At 53.8% G+C, this 18,075-nt stretch carries 16 protein-coding genes; 7 read left to right on the forward strand and 9 right to left on the reverse strand.

Annotation, left to right across the window (positions count from 1 at the left end; all coding sequences use genetic code 11):
* Window positions 1-9 precede the first annotated feature (9 nt).
* Genes CJO09_RS05795 through accB form a run of 3 tightly spaced genes read right to left on the reverse strand, consistent with a single transcriptional unit; the run spans window position 10 to window position 3,419 of the window.
* Window positions 10-1,479, reverse strand: coding sequence for a biotin carboxyl carrier protein (locus CJO09_RS05795; RefSeq protein WP_119441526.1), 1,470 nt, complete (start codon window positions 1,477-1,479; stop codon window positions 10-12).
* A complete protein-coding gene (locus CJO09_RS05800) occupies window positions 1,476-2,888 on the reverse strand; it encodes an acetyl-CoA carboxylase biotin carboxylase subunit (protein WP_245961241.1) in 1,413 nt (470 codons plus the stop codon). Before CJO09_RS05800 ends, CJO09_RS05795 begins: the two co-directional genes overlap by 4 nt.
* A 9-nt stretch (window positions 2,889-2,897) precedes the next feature.
* Entirely contained in the window at window positions 2,898-3,419 is a 522-nt protein-coding gene (gene accB, locus CJO09_RS05805; protein WP_119441527.1) for an acetyl-CoA carboxylase biotin carboxyl carrier protein, read from the reverse strand.
* Window positions 3,420-3,551: 132 nt separating this feature from the next.
* Here accB and CJO09_RS05810 point away from each other — a divergent pair, with 132 nt between their 5' ends.
* The gene (locus CJO09_RS05810) at window positions 3,552-4,385 is read left to right on the forward strand and encodes an IclR family transcriptional regulator domain-containing protein (protein ID WP_119441528.1); all 834 of its coding nucleotides are present in this window, start codon (window positions 3,552-3,554) and stop codon (window positions 4,383-4,385) included.
* Here CJO09_RS05810 and CJO09_RS05815 read toward each other — a convergent pair.
* Window positions 4,374-5,351 carry an NADPH:quinone reductase gene (locus CJO09_RS05815; RefSeq protein ID WP_119441529.1) on the reverse strand — a complete coding sequence of 326 codons (978 nt, stop codon included), beginning with the start codon at window positions 5,349-5,351 and terminating at the stop codon, window positions 4,374-4,376. The genes CJO09_RS05810 and CJO09_RS05815 overlap by 12 nt on opposite strands.
* Window positions 5,352-5,478: 127 nt before the next feature.
* Between CJO09_RS05815 and CJO09_RS05820 the strand changes: the two genes are divergently transcribed.
* Window positions 5,479-5,931, forward strand: a complete 453-nt coding sequence (locus tag CJO09_RS05820; RefSeq protein WP_119441530.1) for a PaaI family thioesterase — start codon at window positions 5,479-5,481, stop codon at window positions 5,929-5,931.
* 34 nt (window positions 5,932-5,965) lie between these two features.
* Here the strand turns inward: CJO09_RS05820 and CJO09_RS05825 are convergent, their stop codons facing one another.
* Window positions 5,966-7,159, reverse strand: a complete 1,194-nt coding sequence (locus CJO09_RS05825; protein ID WP_119441531.1) for an MFS transporter — start codon at window positions 7,157-7,159, stop codon at window positions 5,966-5,968.
* 149 nt (window positions 7,160-7,308) lie between these two features.
* Between CJO09_RS05825 and CJO09_RS05830 the strand changes: the two genes are divergently transcribed.
* Entirely contained in the window at window positions 7,309-8,019 is a 711-nt protein-coding gene (locus tag CJO09_RS05830; protein WP_119441532.1) for a tellurite resistance TerB family protein, read from the forward strand.
* Here CJO09_RS05830 and CJO09_RS05835 read toward each other — a convergent pair.
* Both CJO09_RS05835 and CJO09_RS05840 read right to left on the reverse strand, forming a co-directional pair.
* Window positions 8,016-9,092: a porin gene (locus CJO09_RS05835; protein ID WP_218961032.1), complete on the reverse strand. Its 1,077-nt coding sequence runs from the start codon at window positions 9,090-9,092 to the stop codon at window positions 8,016-8,018. The genes CJO09_RS05830 and CJO09_RS05835 overlap by 4 nt on opposite strands.
* Window positions 9,093-9,122: 30 nt before the next feature.
* The gene (locus CJO09_RS05840; protein WP_119441533.1) at window positions 9,123-10,676 is read right to left on the reverse strand and encodes a BCCT family transporter; all 1,554 of its coding nucleotides are present in this window, start codon (window positions 10,674-10,676) and stop codon (window positions 9,123-9,125) included.
* A gap of 139 nt (window positions 10,677-10,815) precedes the next feature.
* On the opposite strand from CJO09_RS05840, the gene CJO09_RS05845 reads away from it, so the two are divergent.
* The 4 genes from CJO09_RS05845 (at window position 10,816) to CJO09_RS05860 (ending at window position 15,206) form a co-directional block, all read left to right on the forward strand.
* Window positions 10,816-11,988, forward strand: coding sequence for a PepSY-associated TM helix domain-containing protein (locus tag CJO09_RS05845; protein ID WP_119441534.1), 1,173 nt, complete (start codon window positions 10,816-10,818; stop codon window positions 11,986-11,988).
* Window positions 11,985-12,218 (forward strand): hypothetical protein, encoded by a 234-nt coding sequence (locus tag CJO09_RS05850; protein WP_245961242.1) that lies wholly within the window; start codon window positions 11,985-11,987, stop codon window positions 12,216-12,218. Before CJO09_RS05845 ends, CJO09_RS05850 begins: the two co-directional genes overlap by 4 nt.
* 55 nt (window positions 12,219-12,273) lie before the next feature.
* Window positions 12,274-14,424 (forward strand): TonB-dependent siderophore receptor, encoded by a 2,151-nt coding sequence (locus tag CJO09_RS05855; RefSeq protein WP_119441536.1) that lies wholly within the window; start codon window positions 12,274-12,276, stop codon window positions 14,422-14,424.
* 92 nt (window positions 14,425-14,516) lie between these two features.
* Window positions 14,517-15,206, forward strand: a complete 690-nt coding sequence (locus tag CJO09_RS05860; protein ID WP_119441537.1) for a M15 family metallopeptidase — start codon at window positions 14,517-14,519, stop codon at window positions 15,204-15,206.
* A gap of 12 nt (window positions 15,207-15,218) precedes the next feature.
* On the opposite strand, the gene CJO09_RS05865 is transcribed toward CJO09_RS05860, so the two are convergent.
* Both CJO09_RS05865 and gad read right to left on the reverse strand, forming a co-directional pair.
* Window positions 15,219-16,595, reverse strand: coding sequence for a GGDEF domain-containing protein (locus tag CJO09_RS05865; protein ID WP_119441538.1), 1,377 nt, complete (start codon window positions 16,593-16,595; stop codon window positions 15,219-15,221).
* 48 nt (window positions 16,596-16,643) lie between these two features.
* Window positions 16,644-18,044, reverse strand: coding sequence for a glutamate decarboxylase (gad, locus tag CJO09_RS05870; protein ID WP_119441539.1), 1,401 nt, complete (start codon window positions 18,042-18,044; stop codon window positions 16,644-16,646).
* Window positions 18,045-18,075 lie beyond the last annotated feature (31 nt).

Here is an 18,075-nt window from a genome sequence, read left to right on the forward strand (position 1 = left end):
TCCCGCAGCTTATTGGCCGCGTAACTCCATTAGAAACCCGTCACGTTCGATTCGGGCATGCTTGACATCGGGACGTTCTGAAAGCGCTTTAATCAGGTGCTCCACCGGCGCCACGCTGGGGTTGTAATCTTGTCGGCAAGGCCCGGCCGCCACCATGGCATCAACCTGCTCCGCCGGCATCACCGCACGCAACAAAAACTCTTCATCCGACAACTTAGGACTAAACTTTTTGCGCAATTCCGCCAGCGGCGGCATGGGCGACTGACCCACCAGCTCTTTAGCGCGCGGCAACTGCTCAATACGGTCCCTTACGTTCGGGTCGACATCGCCCGGCGGCGTACCAAAGCGCCCAACCACGTAACGAATGACTTCATCGGGCACATTGGCGTAGCGCTCGGGCGACAACACATTCATGACCGCCATGGTGCCTACAACCTGCGAAAATGGCGTCACCATAATGGGGTAACCCAGCTCGGCCCGCACACGCTCCACTTCTTCATACACCTCAGGCAGGCGATGCGCCTGACGCATCTCACGAAGCTGACGTTTCATGGTACCAATCATGCCACCCGGTAATTGATGAGCGAAATAACGTTCGTCGTACTCCTGCGGAATACCCATCGGCAGCCCTTCCGCCGTGGCCAGAGTCGTAAAGTACTCGCTTACCTTCGCCATGGCATCCAGATCGAGATCATGCGCAACACCACGGCTGTCCAGATTACTGATCACGTTTTCAACTGCGGGCTGACTACTACCGTTACCCAACGGTTGCGCTGCGGTATGTAAGGCATCGACACCCAATCCAGGCGCTTCGGGGTATGTGAACGGCGCCAGGCCAATCGTGCAATGGGAGTGCAACTCAAGCGGCTTGGAACCGACAGCCTCACGAAGGGCCGGCAATAAGGTACGCGCGCGGTCGGGCGTGAGCAAACCGCCCGGGTCTTTCAGGTAAACCCGGTTAATAAAAGGCTGTGCCGCCAATTCGCGCGCCATTTGTGCAAAAAAAGCATCGTCGTGAATCGGGCTCACGGTATACACCAACGCGCCGATCACTTCCGAGGCACCTGCCTTGGAAATGGCCTGACAATTATTAATAACGGCCTGCGTGGTATTCATGGGGTCCATGACCATGAAACGCTCAATACCATTATTCACGAGCAACTGATACGACAACGCCATCACTTCCGGATGAGCCGTTTCCCATGAAATAAACCGCATACCTGTGGAGAGAAAGGTGAGCGGTGTATTTTTTAAACGGGATTTCATTAAACGCAAACGCTCCCAAGGATCTTCCTTGTGGAAACGTACCGTCACCGCCATATGCGTGCTGGTACTGAAATCAATTGCGTAATAACCCACCTGATCAAGCACGGATGCAATTTGCAGCATCATGCCGGTGCGCAAACCCGTTGCGCCCCAAAGGCTTTGGTTGCCGTCTCGTAATGTCGTGTCAATAAACTGAATCTTTTTTTGCGTCATGTTTGTTCCCGTCGCGCTTCATTTTGCAAGCTGGGCTTTTCCGCCAAATAACGGCCCAAAAAGCCTGTATCGACTCCGCCCTGCGTAAATTCCGGTGTTTCCAATATAGCTTTATGCAGCGCAATATTGGTTTTCACGCCTTCCAATACCAACTCATCAAGCGCCATACGCAAGCGAAGACGAGCCTGTTCCCGGTCTTGCCCAACCGCAATCACTTTGGCCACCATGGAGTCATAAAAAGGTGGAATCATGGCACCGGCTTCAATGTGCGTATCAATACGCAAACCGTCGTGGGAAGGGAAATAGGCTTGTGTGACACGCCCGGGGGACGGCCTAAAATCGTGATCGCAATCTTCGGCATTAATTCGGCACTCAATGGCATGGCCGTGCACCTGAATGTCGTTTTGCGACCATGGCAATGGTTCACCCTGCGCAATACGGTACTGCGCCTCAATCAAATCAACACCCGTCACCTCTTCGGTCACCGGATGTTCAACCTGAATGCGTGCGTTCATCTCCAGAAAGTAAAACTGCTCGCGCGGTACATCAACCAAAAACTCAATTGTGCCCGCACCGCGATAACCGATATGGCGGGCAAACCTGACAGCCGCCTGGTGCAAACCTTTACGTAACGCATCCGACAGGTGCGGCGCGGGTGCCTCTTCAATCAGCTTTTGATATCGACGCTGCACTGAGCAGTCGCGATCGCCCAGGTGGAGGACATCTTTGCCGTCACCCAACACCTGTACCTCGACGTGGCGGCCTTGCGTCACGAAGCACTCAACATACACGCGCCCATCACCGAAAGCGGAAAGCGCCTCGGCGCTGGCCATATCAAACTGTTGAATCAATGACTCGCGCGTATCAGCGCGCTTCAGGCCACGACCACCTCCGCCGCCGACCGCCTTGATCAAGACGGGATAACCGATATCATCGGCAACAGCCAAGGCTTCATCAAGGGTTTCAACCGGCCCGCCCGGCGTAATGGGTACATTTGCCTCGCCGGCTATGCGTCGCGCCTCCAGCTTGTTGCCGACCTGTTCAATTTGTTCGGCGGTGGGGCCAATGAAAATCACATCGTGTTCTTCGCAGGCACGCGCGAATTCAGCACGTTCTGACAGAAAACCATAACCAGGGTGAATCGCTTGCGCACCCGTCGCTTGAGCGGCATGTACCAAGGTATCGATTTTCAAATAGCTTTCAGTGGCCCGACCTGGCCCCACGCACACCACCTTATCGGCCATGCGCGCCCCCCGGCTGTCGCGATCGGCGCTTGAAACCGCCAAGACCGTTTCAACGCCCAGGCGCTTAAGGCTGCGAATAATCCGCACTGCGATCTCACCCCGATTGGCCACAAGTACACGCGTAATCGGTGGAGTCTGAGTGCGATCAACCATTGTGATAGCCATAAACCCGCCTTAAGGACGCACGCGGAACAAAACCTGGTCGTACTCAACCAGTTCACCGTCTTGCGCCACCACCTCAACAACCTCGCCGGTTATATTGGCGGGAACTGAATTCATCAATTTCATGACCTCGATAATGCCCACCACCGTTTCCGGCTCGACCTTTGATCCTTCCGCAATAAACGGATCCGCCCCCGGTTTCGGCGCGCGATAAAACGTGCCCAGCATGGGGGCTTTAATCTCGAGCAATGCGGCCTGGCCCGATGACGACGCCCTATTTTCATCCGCACCCGAGGACGGCGCTGCTGTTTTTTCTGGATTTGGCGACTGAGGCGCTGAAACCGACGTGGCGGATGGCCCTTGCCGCATTGATGGCATTGCCGACGCACCCGAAGCATCCGACGCCGCGGTTGATGCACCGCTGTTGCGACGCAGATCCAACTTGATACCATCGGCTTCCAAATGCAGCTCGTCGAAATGTGACGCGTCAAGCAACTGGATAATGCGCTGCACGTCGTCGTGGGTAAAGCTCATGTCAATGCTCCAAAAACACCCTGTTTGTCTGATTCATGTGCCGGTTTAAACCAACCCTTTTGCAACCAGTTTTGCCTAAACCTTCACGACAGTGCTAGCATTGCCAAACAACTTTTCACCTGGTGAAATTTAGTGAAAGATTATCAAGTCAAGACGATCCGCGCCCTTGATCGCGGCCTGGAAGTACTGGAATACCTGCACAAATCGCGCAACGCCAGCCTGCACGATTTGTACTTGGCCACCGGTTTGCCCAAAGCCACCCTGACCCGGGTTATCGCAACACTGGAGCGTCGCGGACTGATTTGGCAAAGAGTGGCCGACGGCGCCTTCATGGCCAGCCACACCTACCAGCCCCGGCCGCCCCAAGTCAATGACGAAAACTATCTGGTTCAAGTGGCGTCACCCACCCTGGTACAACTGTGCCGTAAAGTCGACTGGCCATCCATTCTGGCTGTGCCGCGGCTGGATCATATGGCCGTGATTGAAACCAACAGCCCGCGCTCCTACTTCTCGCACATTCCATTGGGCCCAATCGGTTTTCGGGTGAATATGTTGCGCTCAGCCACCGGTCGCGCCTACCTGGCTTTCTGCAGTGAAACGGAAAGGCAATCGGTTTTGCAACGTTTGGCCGCCAGCAACGAGCCCGGCAACTATCTGGCGCGTCGCCCTGAACAAATTAAACAATTGCTGGAAGAGACACGCCAATTAGGCTACGGTTTGCGCACACCCGACTTCGGCGGCCATTACGACAAAACACGTCGCGAGTTCGACGACGGGCGAGACTCGGTTGCCGTGCCCATTTGGGCGGGCAAAGAAGTGGTGGCAATCGTAAACCTGACCTGGATTCACAAGATCGCAAAAAAGGAAGACATTATCAAAAAACTATTGCCCGAACTGCGGCAAGCCGCACAGACCATTTCCTGGAATTTAATGTCGCCGCTGCGTGAAAGCGCCTTAAATCCTTAACACGACCGTGCCGCGTTTGGAGCCGGATTCCACGAACTCATGTGCAGCAGCGGTTTGACGCAAACGAAAGGTTTTGGCCACGCGGTGTTGTAAACGCCCTTGCTCAAGCCACCCCGACAATTTTTCGATGCAGGCTGCACGATCGTCGGGCAGCAAGTCGTACACCAGGAAGCAGCGCAAATCGATTGAACGCCACAACAGGGTTTTCAAATCAACAGGCAAAACACCGGTCGTGTTGGAGCCATAACAAACATACACACCATGTGTTTTCAGCACATTTTCCGAAAGCAATGCAGCCGTTGAAGAGAAATCCATATCAATGACGGCATCAACACCCGCACCCTGCGTTAACTCAAGCACGCGCGACCCAACTGCGGTTTGCTTATAGTCGATAACCGAAAATGCGCCCGCCTGCTCGGCATCTTCACGACGCGCACCTGAGCCAGCCGTGCCAATAACACGCGCCCCTTCAAGCACAGCCATCTGCGTTGCGTAGTGACCCACCGCACTGCCCGCCCCGGTTACCAGAACCGTTTTACCTGCCAATGAACCGGCCAGCCGGATAGACTGCACCGCAGTTAACGCCGGAATACCAAGGCACGCACCCTGCTCGAAACTCATTGCGTCGGGCAGGGGCACAGCCTGAACTTCCGGCAAGACAACATATTCACAAGCTGTACCCCACGGGCGGCGCCACTGGGCATTCCATACCCATACACGCTGACCGACACGATGAGACCCAACACCCGGCCCCACGTAATCAATCGTTCCCGCGCCGTCACTATGGGGCACAATTTGTTCAAAATCCAAGGGTCGGCGCAAACGAAACTTCACATCCGACGGATTAATACCCGACGCATGCAACTTCACTCGCACTTCACCGATGCCTGGCTCGGGATCGGATAACTCACCATACTCGAGCACTTCACGCGCCGCACCGTTACGGACATACCAAACTGCTTTCATAACGACCTATTCCTTAACAAGCACTTCACAAAGCTACACCTGCTAACGTTGCCCTTCAACCCATTTTCACCAATTTCGCTAGAATCGGTTTCTGTTTCAACATACGACGTAACAAATGGAAAATGCAATGACAATGACACACGAACTGGGTCTGCATCTAAACGGCCTGGAACAACTGCAGATTATGCTGGATCAGGACCTACGCTGCCCAATCGCGAAAACACTGGATATTAAAATGGTTGAGGCCGAAGACGGCCGCGCGGTATTCGAGGCCACGCCCGATAAACATTTATATAACCCAAACTACTTCATACATGGCGGTTTTTCAGCCACCATGATGGATTTTGCCTGCGGCTATGCATCGATGAGCAAGATTCCAGCAGGCAAATCCGTTTCCACCATTGACTTGAAAGTTTCGTATCATCGGCCAATTAACAAGGATACGGGTTTGCTGCGGGCGGAAGGTATTGTTACAAGCAGTGGCAAACGCGTTATTTTTTCAGAAGCAAAACTCACTGATCAGGATGGGCGCCTTTATGTTTCCGCAACATCAAGCGTGCTTGTTTTTAATCTTGAGTAACAACGTAGAACTCACCGAAACGGATCATTACTCTTCACGCCGCGCTCGAACGGGCGCGACGAAAGTACAGAACCAAAAGCGCGACGCCCACAATCACTGCGGGAACCAGTGACCCGATATTCAACCACCACCAGCCTTGCGTCGTTACCAGCGCACCGGAACTGAACGACGACACGGCCATGACAAAAAACACCACAAAATTAATGGCCCCCTGTGCTTTGTCGCGCTCTTGCGGGGTATGCGCCTGGGTGGCCAAATTGGTGGAGCCGGTAAACAGGAAATTCCAGCCCACGCCCAACAAAAACAGAGAAATTAAATAATGCTCGTAGGTGTTACCCGACAGGGCAATGAAAATGCATGCCATGTTCAACACCAACCCTGCCAGCATGATCTGCAATGTACCGTAACGCTTTATGAGCGAACCGGTAATAAAGCCTGGGGCAAACATGCCGATAACGTGCCATTGCAACACCGTCGCGGTGTCTGAGAACGGAAAACCATCAACCTCCATTGCCAACGGGGTGGCCGCCATTAACAGGTTCATGATGCCATAGCCGATACCGGCGCCCAAAGCCGCCACAATGAAGACAGGTTGGCGGGCAATTTCCTTTAAATCACGACCACTCGATTTGGGCGCTTCCGTTCTTGCATCATCAGGAAAGCGGATGAAATGCATCACGGCCATGCCCAAAACGCCCAGCACCGCCAAAGCCAAATAAGCCCCCATAAACGGGTACGCCGCCACGTCTTTCGTGTGCTGCGCCAAAGCCGGCCCCACAATAGCGCCAATCAGCCCACCGGCCAGCACCCAGGAAATCGCTTTTTCACGTAGGCCGGCGTCAACAACTTCGGTTGCCGCAAAACGATATAGCTGTCCGTTAGCGCTGTAGTAGCCCGCAATCAGTGTGGCCAATACCAGTAACCAAAAACTTTCAATCCATACCGCGAATGCGCACAGCAAGGACGACAACACAGCAACGACCAAGCCCAACTGAAAAGATCTTTTACGACCATGGCGACTCTGGGTTCTGGCAACCAACGCCGTCGACAACGCGCCGCCAATGACGTAGCCCATGATGGGCAACGTCGCCATCCAGGGGACCGTCGCCAAATTCATCCCCACCAAGCCGTTAATACCGATAAAGGTCACGTTATTCGTAAAAAACAAGCCCTGGCAAACAATCAACAGCACGAGATTAGGGTTAAAAAGCCTGGGTTTTGCGGACATGAACAGCCTCCAACATGATCAGTGCGCTGATAATACACCCGATCACCTTTCCAGCAGCTGAAATCACCTTCCCACAAGCCGGCAAAAATTGACGCCAAGCCCTGCTATTATTGACCCAATTTGGTTCAATACGCGGTGGGAAATATCCAATGTCCATACAAAATCTACTTCAGCAAATGCTTTCCTCCGGGCAGCAGGCCGGGCAATCCGCCGGCACTCAATTGAACGACCTGGGCCGCAAAACCGGGCTAGGCGGATTTGGCGGCGGTGCGTTAACCGGCGGCGCACTGGGGCTTCTGCTAGGCAACAAAAAATTCAGAAAAATGGGCGGTAAAGTCGCCACCTACGGCGCAGCGGCGGCGTTGGGCGCGGTCGCTCTCAAGGCTTATCAAGACTGGCAAACGCAACGCTCAACCAACAACGCGTCCGCGTCAGCGCAACCCACGCCAATGGCCGGTGCTCAAGCTGCTCAAACTTCAAGTGCCGCACTCGGCTGGTCGGAAAAAGACACTGAAACACATAGCCAGGCAGTACTGGCCGCCATGATCGGCGCAGCCAAAGCCGATGGCCATATCGGTGATTCAGAACGCACACTCTTGGAAGCAGAGGTCACCCGGTTGGGCAGCGCGCAAGATCAAGCCTGGTTTCATTCTGAGCTGCAAAAACCGGCCGACCCGGCAGCCGTTGCCCGGCAGGCGGCAACGCCCGAAATGGCCGCTGAAATGTACCTGGCCAGCTTGCTGGTTATTGATGACCAAAGCTTTATGGAGCGCGCCTATCTGGATGAACTGGCGAGACAATTAAAGCTGGAGCCGGGTCTGAAAAACAACCTGGAAGGCCAGGTAAAAAACCTGGCTTAGAAATCGAAACGAAGACCCACCAAAAAGACGCGTCCACCCTGGCTGGCCGAGGTTAAATCAGCCAGGCCCCCGCGCTTTTCGACAATAGAAGCGGTTGACCCTTCACGATAAAACTCGGCAAAGAATTTCAGGTTTTTATCGTATTGATAGTCGACACCCAAATGCACAATGTTGTCGCCGTAGTTCTGCACTTTGGCAAACATCGCTTTGAATGTATACGGGCCCGTGTTGTAACTGGCAAACAAATTAACCGCTTTATTGCCATCACGCGAGAAAGCACCGGGCGTATGATTATTTGTGTCGAATATCTCGTACTTGGCGGCAAAATACCACGGGCCGGCCTGGTGGCTGGCTGAAACACCATACACTCGGTCCTTCCCCAGCCCGGTATCACCACGATCGTCAAACCCAACCGCCAAACGCGTGTCGCCCAAAACATACGATAAAGCCGCCTGCATGCGGCGGTCATCGATACGCGAAGTTGAGCGACGATTACCCGCAGCCGACGTGTAGCTGCCCGAAAGGGTGAAACCGTAAACGGCCGGACTGTAGTACGAAATCGTGTCTGGAATCCGAAACGCGGTGTACGTGGCAAAACCGCTGTAGTAACTGCTGAACTGATCAACCGGAGCGGCAACGGCGTTGTAATAAGGCATCCATTGCTGGCCGGCAATTAAAGTACCCGCCGTTGTGCGCACGCCGATTTGGGCAATACGGATACGCTGGCGATGATCGCGCCCCGCCCCGCCCTGATCATAGGGGTCGCTGATACGGAAATTGGCAGTGTCGAACGGCAACTCAAACTGGCCGAACACAGCGGTATCTTCATTAAAACGGTACTCGCCTTTCAAGCCGACACGCGTGTAGGCGTCGCGCAACCCCACATAGGAACCCCATGGCCCACTATTTCCGGGATGCACAGACTCCAACTGCATGCGCAATGAACCGTACAGCTCAACGGAATGCTGTGACCCTTCCGTCAGAACCACCGCCGAAACAGAAGGCGCAACCAGAAACGCTGCACTTAACGAAAGCATCCACTTTACGGGTTTCATTATCTTCATGCTGTTCATACTTGTTTCCTGTTTGCCCACTGCCATGCATTAAGGCGATGGCGGCGTAGAAGCCGCTTGCCCATCTTCACGATCAGCCAAATACCGCAACTTGCGACGCAATTCACGCTCGCGGCGGCGCTCCTCGCGATAATCCTGTTTCACCCCCCTCCAGAGCGCGACCACCATCAGCACAATAACTAACGTAAACGGAAGCGCAAATACAATCGTGGCCGTTTGTACCGCCTGAATGCCGCCGGCCAATAACAAACTAATTGCAATACCCGCCACCAGAACACCCCAAATAATTTTTACACGGGCGTGTGGATTAGGTTCGCCCCCAGTGCTCATCATGCCTAATACCAGTGTGGCGGAATCGCCCGAGGTCACGAAAAACACCAGTACCAGAACGGTAGCGACAATGGACATTAACGTACCTAACGGCATGGCATCGAACATCACAAACAACGCCGTGGACACGTCGGCCTTGACCGCATCGGCCAACGGTACGGCATCCCAGATTTGCATGTGCAGCGCCGTACCGCCGAAAACTGAAAACCACAGAAAACCCGCCAATGTGGGCGCCAAAACCGTACCAAGCACAAATTCACGAATCGTCCGACCCCGCGAAACCCGCGCAATAAACAAACCAACAAACGGCGACCAGGCTATCCACCAGGCCCAGTAAAAGATGGTCCAGCCACCGATCCAGCTATCGTCCATGAACGGGGTCGTTCGTAAACTCATGCGCACAAACTCGCTGGCGTAACTGCCCAGGGTGGTCGTAAAGGTATCGATTAACGAAACGGTTGGCCCAAGCAGAAAAACCGTGACCATTAAAAGAAAAGCCAGAATCAAATTAATGTTGGACAACCATTTAATGCCGCGTGTCACCCCTGTAACGGCAGAGGTTAAAAACAAAATGGTTGTGACCACAATAATCAAAACCTGGGACGTTACGCTAATGGGTACGCCCAACACATAGTGCAGCCCACTATTAATTTGCAGCGCCCCAATACCCAGCGAGGCCGCTACCCCAAAAGCCGTTGCAATAATGGCCAGCACATTCACCGCCAAACCCAAGTGAGGTGCCCACGACCATGGCAAAGAACTGGTGGCCACACTGACCAGCGCTGGTTTATCGCGGCGGAAACAAAAAAAGGCAATGGCCAATGCCACCACGCTATATACAGCCCAGGGGTGCAGCCCCCAATGGAAAAAGCTGTAACGCATCGCCGCCGATGCAGCCGCCGGCGTTTCGGCTATAAACCCAGGAGGCGGCGAGCCATAATGGGAAATGGGTTCCGCCACCCCCCAAAAGACAAGACCGATGCCCATTCCCGCCGCGAACAACATGGCGAACCAGCTATGAAGAGAAAACTCCGGATCTTCGTCTTCGGCCCCCAGTTTTAAATCGCCGTAACGACTGAACGCCAACAAACCGGCTACGACCACCAGCCCCAAAACAATCCACAAATAAAGCCAGCCAAACGTAACCGTTATAAAACCAAGAAGCTCGTCGAAAATGCTCCCGAGGGATTGCGGCGCAATGATCCCCCACATGACGATCAGCAGGATGACGCCGGCCGAAATAATAAGCTGCATGCGTGTTCTCCTTTTGTTATATGCCGGACATTGTAAACAGGCCTCACTTGGATTGACGATTTATGACAGATGAATTAAAATAAGAATGGTTCTCAGTTGTATTAGTAAACTGAACTCCCCCTTTCAACATAGGTTTTCCATGACAACTGCCGCGTCGCTTAAAACCTGGTATTGGCTGCATAAGTGGTCCAGCCTCGTCTGTACCATTTTCCTGCTCCTCATCTGCCTGACTGGGCTACCGCTGATATTTCATGAGGAAATTGAACATGCTTTCGAAGACGGCAAGCCTCACACCGTCGTTCCCGAAGGCACCCCCCGCGCCGCCATGGATGCCATTCACGCCAATGCCAAGGCACTGTACCCCGGCGAAGCACTGCAATATACCTACGTTGATGATCACGAACCCGTAGTCTGGGTCGGCATGGCCGACCCCGCAACGGCCTCCGACGCGAAAAGCCATCATTACATGCGTTTCGACGCCCATACCGCGGAACTGCTCTACGACGGGCCCAGCGTATTTGAAGAGCAATTCACATTCATGGGCGTCATGTACGCCCTGCACGTCGACTTGTTTGCGGGTCTGCCGGGTCAACTTTTCCTGGGTTTCATGGGGCTGTTGTTTGTACTTGCCACCGTATCGGGCGTTGTGCTTTACGGCCGCTTCATGAAGAAACTCGAGTTTGGTTCCGTTCGCGCCGATCGGTCACGCCGAATCAAATGGCTCGATCTGCACAACCTTTTGGGTATTGTCACCGTCGTCTGGGTGACGGTTGTGGGGGTAACGGGCGTAATCAATGAGCTGGCTACGCCCATGTTCCGCTATTGGCAGTCCACAGAAGTCGCCGCACTAATAGCGCCCTACCAGAACAAAACGCCCCCGGCGGAATATGTATCAGCCGACGCCGCCATGGCGGCGGCCACCCAGGCTTTGCCCGATAGCGAAGCAACCAGTTTTAGCCATCCCGGCAATATGTTCGCCACGCCGCATCATTACGTATTCTGGATGAAAGGATCAACACCCCTTACATCCCATTTATTCACACCCGTATTAGTCGACGCGACAACGGCTGAAGTAACCGCCATTGCTGAACCCCCTTGGTATCTGGTCATGCTGGAGCTATCCCGCCCCTTGCACTTTGGCGATTACGGCGGGCTACCACTCAAAATCATCTGGACTTTACTCGACCTGATCACCATTGTGGTGCTGGTAAGCGGCTTGTACTTGTGGGTTGCACGACGCAAAACCAATGATGCCCGCATCAGACAAATTGCCGATACGCTTACCCCCGCCTATTCAGCAACGAGGTCATGATGTCATCCCAGCCCCTCTCCTCCACACAACCGCGCCCTCGTGTCCATGTCTGGCGCACCCCTGTTTTGTTGGGAATTCTTACCTGTTTCGGCCTGCTTTCCGCACTATTGGGAAGCGGCATCTGGAATGTGTTTAGCTGGATCGCAATGGCGATACCTCTGCTGGTTGGCGCAGGTTTCTGGATTTTCCCCAGAAACAAAACCCGAACCATCCAGCACCGACGCCAATAAAACTGCATCCGGGCTCGCTCACAAAAACAGTCACATACAACTCAGGGAGTTTTCCATGTCCTCTTCGCACTACTGCGCAGATAAGGCCTCTGTGTGCCGCCTTTCCGCCTTTACACTCGCGCTGCTCAGCCTCGGCTCAACCGCCTGGGCCCAAACAACCAACAACGCCGTCACCCAAACACGTACGCTGACACCCATTGTTGTTCAAGGCCAGGATGCTCAATCACCCTTGGGCCCGGTCGACGGCTATATTGCCACCCGTTCAATCAGCGCAACCAAAACAGACACACCTCTTATTGAAACGCCGCAATCGGTCACCGTTGTCACACAAGAGCAAATTGAAGACACGGGTGCACAAAGCCTTCAAGACGCGCTGAACTATGCGGCCGGGGTACGCACCGAAGCATACGGCGTCGACTCACGCTCCGACAATTTCCGTATTCGCGGCGCCTCGCCCTCCATTTATCTGGACGGCCTGCGCACCAACTATAACTACTACACCAGTACAACCCGCACAGAACCCTACACGCTCGAACGCGTCGAGGTCTTGCGGGGCCCGTCATCCATGCTGTATGGCCAGGGCAGCACAGCCGGCGTCATTAATATGGTTAGCAAACGGCCACAGGAAGAGGCACATCACGAAATTGGCATTTCCTATGGTTCGCATAACCGCCGTCAAATACAGGCAGACCTAACCGGTGCAATCGATGAAGACGGAAAGTGGCTGTATCGTCTGGTTGCACTCAAGCGCAAGTCCAACACGCAAGTCGATTACGTGCGGGACGACCGTTGGGTACTGGCACCGTCATTAACCTGGCGGCCCAGCGCCTCAACCTCGCTCACCCTGCTGGCGCTATTACAGGAAGATAAATCAGGCTCAACCTCCCAGTTCTTCCCTTGGGAAGGGGTGGCTACCTACAATCCAAACGGCCAACTACCCACCAACCGCTTCATTGGTGACCCCGACTGGGATCGCTATAACTCGAAGCGCCGTGCCATTGGCTGGGAGTTCGAACACAAGTTCAACGATAACTGGACTGTTCGTCAAAACACCCGCTTCTCGAAGAATGAAGTGGATTACCGCTCGCTCTATGGCGACAGCTTCACACTGCCCGGCGGCTGGGCCGGCGACCCGATCAACAAACGCATGCTGGGGCGCATTGCCTATGGCTCCATCAAGAATGTGTTCATGGCCTCGGCCGACCAGCACCTGGAAGGCAAGTTTGACACCGGCGCGCTGAAACACCACGTTTTACTAGGCTTTGACGCCACCTACGGTCGTGAAGAAGAGCGCTCAGCTTATGATGCGCCGAACTACAACGGTGGCACCGTACCGCTGATCGACGCCTATAATCCGGTTTATCCCGCCTACACCCCACCCTCGTTCTCTGAGCTTCCCACCATTCGCCAACGCGATATCGGTTTCTACGTGCAAGATCAGATGCGCTATCAGAACTGGATTTTCGTAGCGGGCCTGCGTTACGACCGCTCCACTAACGCGCCCGATGGCGGGCAGGATCAAACATCCACCGCGTGGACCAATCGCTTCGGCATCATGTACGCCTTCGAAAATGGCGTTTCGCCCTATGTCAGTTACAGCGAATCATTCACTCCGGTGTTAGGCCGCACCTCGGCCGGCTCTCCCTATGTACCGTTGCGTGGCAAACAAATTGAAGCCGGCTTGAAATACGAGTCGTTCGACGGCAACATTCTTGTCAACACGGCGGTCTACAACCTGAAAGAAGAAAATCGCCTGGTCAGTGACCCGGCCAACCCGACTCAAAACATTCAAGCCGGCAAAACAACCAACCGTGGTTTTGAAATTGAAGTGAAAGCGAAAGTGACCCGCAAGCTTAATGTGCTGGCCAACTACAACTACACCGATGTCGACGAACAACTGGAAGCATTGCCGCGCCATCAGGCGGCCTTGTGGGGCAAATACCAAATTACCGGTGAAGAGCAAAATGGGCTTTCCGCCGGTGCCGGGGTACGTTGGTTCGGCGCCTTCACCGACGGCAACGCACCCCGCACGCCCAGCGTAACCCTGGTCGATGCCATGATCGCCTACGAAACACCCGATTGGCGCCTGGCACTGAATGCCAACAATATTTTCGACAAGGTTTACGTCAGTACATGCCTGTCGCGCGGTGACTGCTGGTATGGCGCGCGCCGCAGTATTGTTGCCTCAGCCACCTATAAGTTTTAAGCTGACCTTTCGCCGATGGGTGGGAAGCTGCCTTCCCACCCTTGCAGCGCCGCCTTCAGCGGCGTTTTGTATTTCAACATATCGGGTTTGTTATGCGCACACGTTTCCATTCCTGGCTATTTGGTTTAATACTCGCAATGAGCAGCTTGTTTCCCACCTACGCTATCGCCAACGCATTACCTGCCGGTTTCACTTATCTGGAAGTAGCCATTCCAGAGATCAAGATCAACTTGATGTACACCGGCAGCGATAACTTTCTGGGGCGCCCGGTTAACGGATATGAGGACGCGCGCGCCGTCCTCACCAAATCGGCTGCACAAGCGTTAAAGCAAGCACAAGATAGCCTGAAACCTTTTGGGCTCGGTTTATTGGTTTACGATGCCTATCGCCCCCAACGCGCAGTCGACGATTTCATTGCCTGGTCTCGCACCGATGACAATAAAATGCGCGAAAATTATTACCCCGATGTTTCCAAGCCCGACCTATTCAAAGAAGGCTATATTGCCGCTAAATCAGGACACAGCCGCGGCAGCACGGTCGACCTGACCCTATGCGACCTGAACACCGGAACGCCACTGGACATGGGCACACGCATAGACTTTCTTGGCAAGGAATCCTGGCCCGACTATGCCGGCATAACAGCCCAACAACGCGCGAACCGGTTGTTGTTAAGAAGAATCATGATGGAGCACGGTTTCATGCCGCTGCAACAGGAGTGGTGGCATTTCACCCTGGAAAACGAACCTTTCCCAGAAACTTATTTTGATTTTGTGGCCCGATAAGAACCAACGTACTCAAGCCATACACACCCGATTACGGCCGGCTTCTTTAGCCTCATACAAAGCGTTATCGGCTTCGCGCAGCAGATAGCTGTAATCGGGATGGCCCGAATACACTGCACACCCGATACTCACGGTTAACTTCAACGCATCAGTTTGAGGCAACTCAAACTGATGCGTCTCTACGGCTACGCGAAGGGCCTCACTGAGCTCCAACGCCTGGTGCCGCCCCACATCAACCAAAAGCACCAGAAACTCTTCACCCCCCATTCTGAACAGAAAGTCTCCGCCGCGACATTGTTTCTGCAAAAGGGCGGCCACCTGCTGCACAACCACATCACCCGCTTCATGACCATAACGGTCATTAATACGTTTAAAGTAGTCAATATCAACCGACACAACAGCAAATTCCCGCCCTTGATTGCGACACAGGTCGATCTCGCGAGACAACACCGTTGGCAGAAATTTTCGGTTTAACAAATGAGTGAGAACATCTTTACCCGACTCAAGCTCCAGGCTCTTTTCAAACAAGCTTGACAGCTGCAGCAACAAATTCTGTGCATGTGTTTTAAGCACACGCAATTGCTCAGCCCGCAACGACAGATCATGTGCGCTACGTTCAATGCGCTGCAAACAAACAGTATCAACCTCTTCAATAACCTGCTCTATTACTGCACACTCGGTCACGCCCTGAAAGGCGTGCGACCCTTTGTGCCTGAACCACAGGCCAAACTCCGATTCCCGAATTCGCGGCAAGCGGGTGTCGGTTAGGCCGCCCAACGCCGCCTGAAACATCGCCTCACTTTCCCAGTTCAATAGCGCGGCCTTTTGTTTCTCTTTCTCGGTCGACAAATTTTCAGTAATTGAAAACAAACGATATGCTTCGCAGGACTTGGCCTGACGTTCAACATTCAAGGTATACGCTTCGCTCATCACCTCCATGGCCAGATCAACACGGGAACAAAACAACCGTATCGAAAAATGTCGCTGTTGTTGCGCGATATCGACGGCGTTATCCACCAACGCAGCGTAGCGACTTTTAAGGCAACGCGCGCCTTTCAACACAACCGATACCGGAATATCGAGACGCGCATGAATCGCGCCAATCTTACGTTGATGTGTGTATAAAGCATGAATTTCGGCAGGCGTTTTGGCTGCATTCAAATCAATCAGCCATTGCATCATTGAGCGATGCAAACGTTGTTTGACTTTATCGTGAGTCAGAAACTGGCCCGCCTCAACATCATCGAGCATAGTTTGATAAAAGTGATCGGCCAATAATGACGCGTGGTGCGCCACCTGTTCAGCCGTCACGTACTCAACGACAGGCTCAACCCCTTCATGAAGCGCCTCCCATTCGCGCTCGAAACGATTGTCAACCAGGCCATCCATATGCTCAAAAACTCACTCGAAGAACCACCAAATTTTCAGACGCTAAGTTTAATGATGAAAGCCGCCCGCCTCACCCGCACTCATCGGTACGTCAACTGGGTGCTTCTCGAAATACTCAAGACTGCGTTTCATATCATCGACCAAAAGACTAACCAAATCACGGCTGACCCCGTGCCGCACCAGCACCCGCTGTATCACCAAATCGGTTCTGTTCGCCGGCATGGAATACGCCGGCACCTGCCAGCCGCGACTGCGCAGCCGATCGGCGAAGTCGTACAAGGTATAACCACGCGACTGCGCATCGTCTTTCAGTGTCCAGCACACAGCCGGCAAGCCGCGCTTCATGTCGCCGTCGAACAGCACTTTGAAAGGCCCCAGCTTGTCGATTTCCTGCGCCAGATACTGCGCGGCTTCATAACACGCCGTTTGAATCTTGCGGTATCCCTCGACACCAAGACGCAAGAAGTTGTAATACTGCGCCACGATTTGCCCGCCGGGGCGTGAAAAATTCAGCGCAAAAGTAGGCATATTGCCGCCCAGGTAGTTAACGTCGAAAATCAACTCCCGAGGTAAGCTTTCTGCATCACGCCATACGATCCAGCCCACTCCCAGTGGCGACAGACCGAACTTATGGCCCGAAGCATTAATGGAGTGCACGCGGGGCAAACGGAAATCCCATTTCAGCTCGGGCGCGCAAAAAGGCGCCAGAAAACCACCGCTGGCCCCATCAACGTGCATGGGAATATCGAGCCCGGTTTGCGCCTGCAATTGATCCAGCGCCTGGCTAATGGCTTCAACCGGCTCGTAATCGCAGGTAAATGTGACGCCCAGCGTAGGCACGACCCCAATCGTGTTTTCATCAACGCGCTTTATCACCTCTTCCGGAGACAAAATCAAACGGTCTCCCTCCAACGGCACTTCCCGAAGCTCAACATCGAAATAACGTGCAAACTTATGCCAGCATATTTGCACTGGACCACAAATAAGGTTCGGCTTGTCGGTTGGCTTTCCTTGCGCCTGCATTTTCTTGCGCCATTGCCATTTCAACGCGAGCCCTCCCAGCATTGCCGCTTCAGACGAACCGGTTGTGGAGCAACCCAACGTATTCTCCGCCGCAGGGGAATGCCATAAATCAGCCAGCATGTGCACACAGCGGGCCTCTATTTCGGCCGTTTGCGGGTACTCATCCTTGTCGATCATGTTTTTATCGATGCATTCGTCCATAAGACGATGCACCTCGTCTTCAACCCAGGTTTGGCAGAATGTCGCCAGGTTCTGGCGTGAATTCCCGTCGAGCATCAGTTCATCGTGAACCACTTGATACACATGCCGGGGATCCTGCTCTATTTTCGGGAAACGATACTTGGGCATACTCACCGACAAGTCGGTTGAAGCATAAACATCGTCGAGCAAACGGTCGCGAATTTTGTTCCGGGGATGAAGAGGCATGGCTTAACCTGAATTATGTTGTACGGGGAAA

Source organism: Neopusillimonas maritima (assembly GCF_003576595.1).
GTDB classification, from domain to species: Bacteria; Pseudomonadota; Gammaproteobacteria; order Burkholderiales; family Burkholderiaceae_B; genus Neopusillimonas; species Neopusillimonas maritima.

Bases quoted from the DNA above. Each gene is read 5' to 3' on its own strand.
- CJO09_RS05795 (WP_119441526.1), bottom strand. From the start codon at position 1,479: ATGACGCAAAAAAAGATTCAGTTTATTGACACGACATTACGAGACGGC.
- CJO09_RS05800 (WP_245961241.1), bottom strand. From the start codon at position 2,888: ATGGCTATCACAATGGTTGATCGCACTCAGACTCCACCGATTACGCGT.
- accB (WP_119441527.1), bottom strand. From the start codon at position 3,419: ATGAGCTTTACCCACGACGACGTGCAGCGCATTATCCAGTTGCTTGAC.
- CJO09_RS05815 (WP_119441529.1), bottom strand. From the start codon at position 5,351: ATGAAAGCAGTTTGGTATGTCCGTAACGGTGCGGCGCGTGAAGTGCTC.
- CJO09_RS05820 (WP_119441530.1), top strand. From the start codon at position 5,479: ATGACAATGACACACGAACTGGGTCTGCATCTAAACGGCCTGGAACAA.
- CJO09_RS05825 (WP_119441531.1), bottom strand. From the start codon at position 7,159: ATGTCCGCAAAACCCAGGCTTTTTAACCCTAATCTCGTGCTGTTGATT.
- CJO09_RS05830 (WP_119441532.1), top strand. From the start codon at position 7,309: ATGTCCATACAAAATCTACTTCAGCAAATGCTTTCCTCCGGGCAGCAG.
- CJO09_RS05835 (WP_218961032.1), bottom strand. From the start codon at position 9,092: ATGAACAGCATGAAGATAATGAAACCCGTAAAGTGGATGCTTTCGTTA.
- CJO09_RS05840 (WP_119441533.1), bottom strand. From the start codon at position 10,676: ATGCAGCTTATTATTTCGGCCGGCGTCATCCTGCTGATCGTCATGTGG.
- CJO09_RS05845 (WP_119441534.1), top strand. From the start codon at position 10,816: ATGACAACTGCCGCGTCGCTTAAAACCTGGTATTGGCTGCATAAGTGG.
- CJO09_RS05850 (WP_245961242.1), top strand. From the start codon at position 11,985: ATGATGTCATCCCAGCCCCTCTCCTCCACACAACCGCGCCCTCGTGTC.
- CJO09_RS05855 (WP_119441536.1), top strand. From the start codon at position 12,274: ATGTCCTCTTCGCACTACTGCGCAGATAAGGCCTCTGTGTGCCGCCTT.
- CJO09_RS05860 (WP_119441537.1), top strand. From the start codon at position 14,517: ATGCGCACACGTTTCCATTCCTGGCTATTTGGTTTAATACTCGCAATG.
- CJO09_RS05865 (WP_119441538.1), bottom strand. From the start codon at position 16,595: ATGGATGGCCTGGTTGACAATCGTTTCGAGCGCGAATGGGAGGCGCTT.
- gad (WP_119441539.1), bottom strand. From the start codon at position 18,044: ATGCCTCTTCATCCCCGGAACAAAATTCGCGACCGTTTGCTCGACGAT.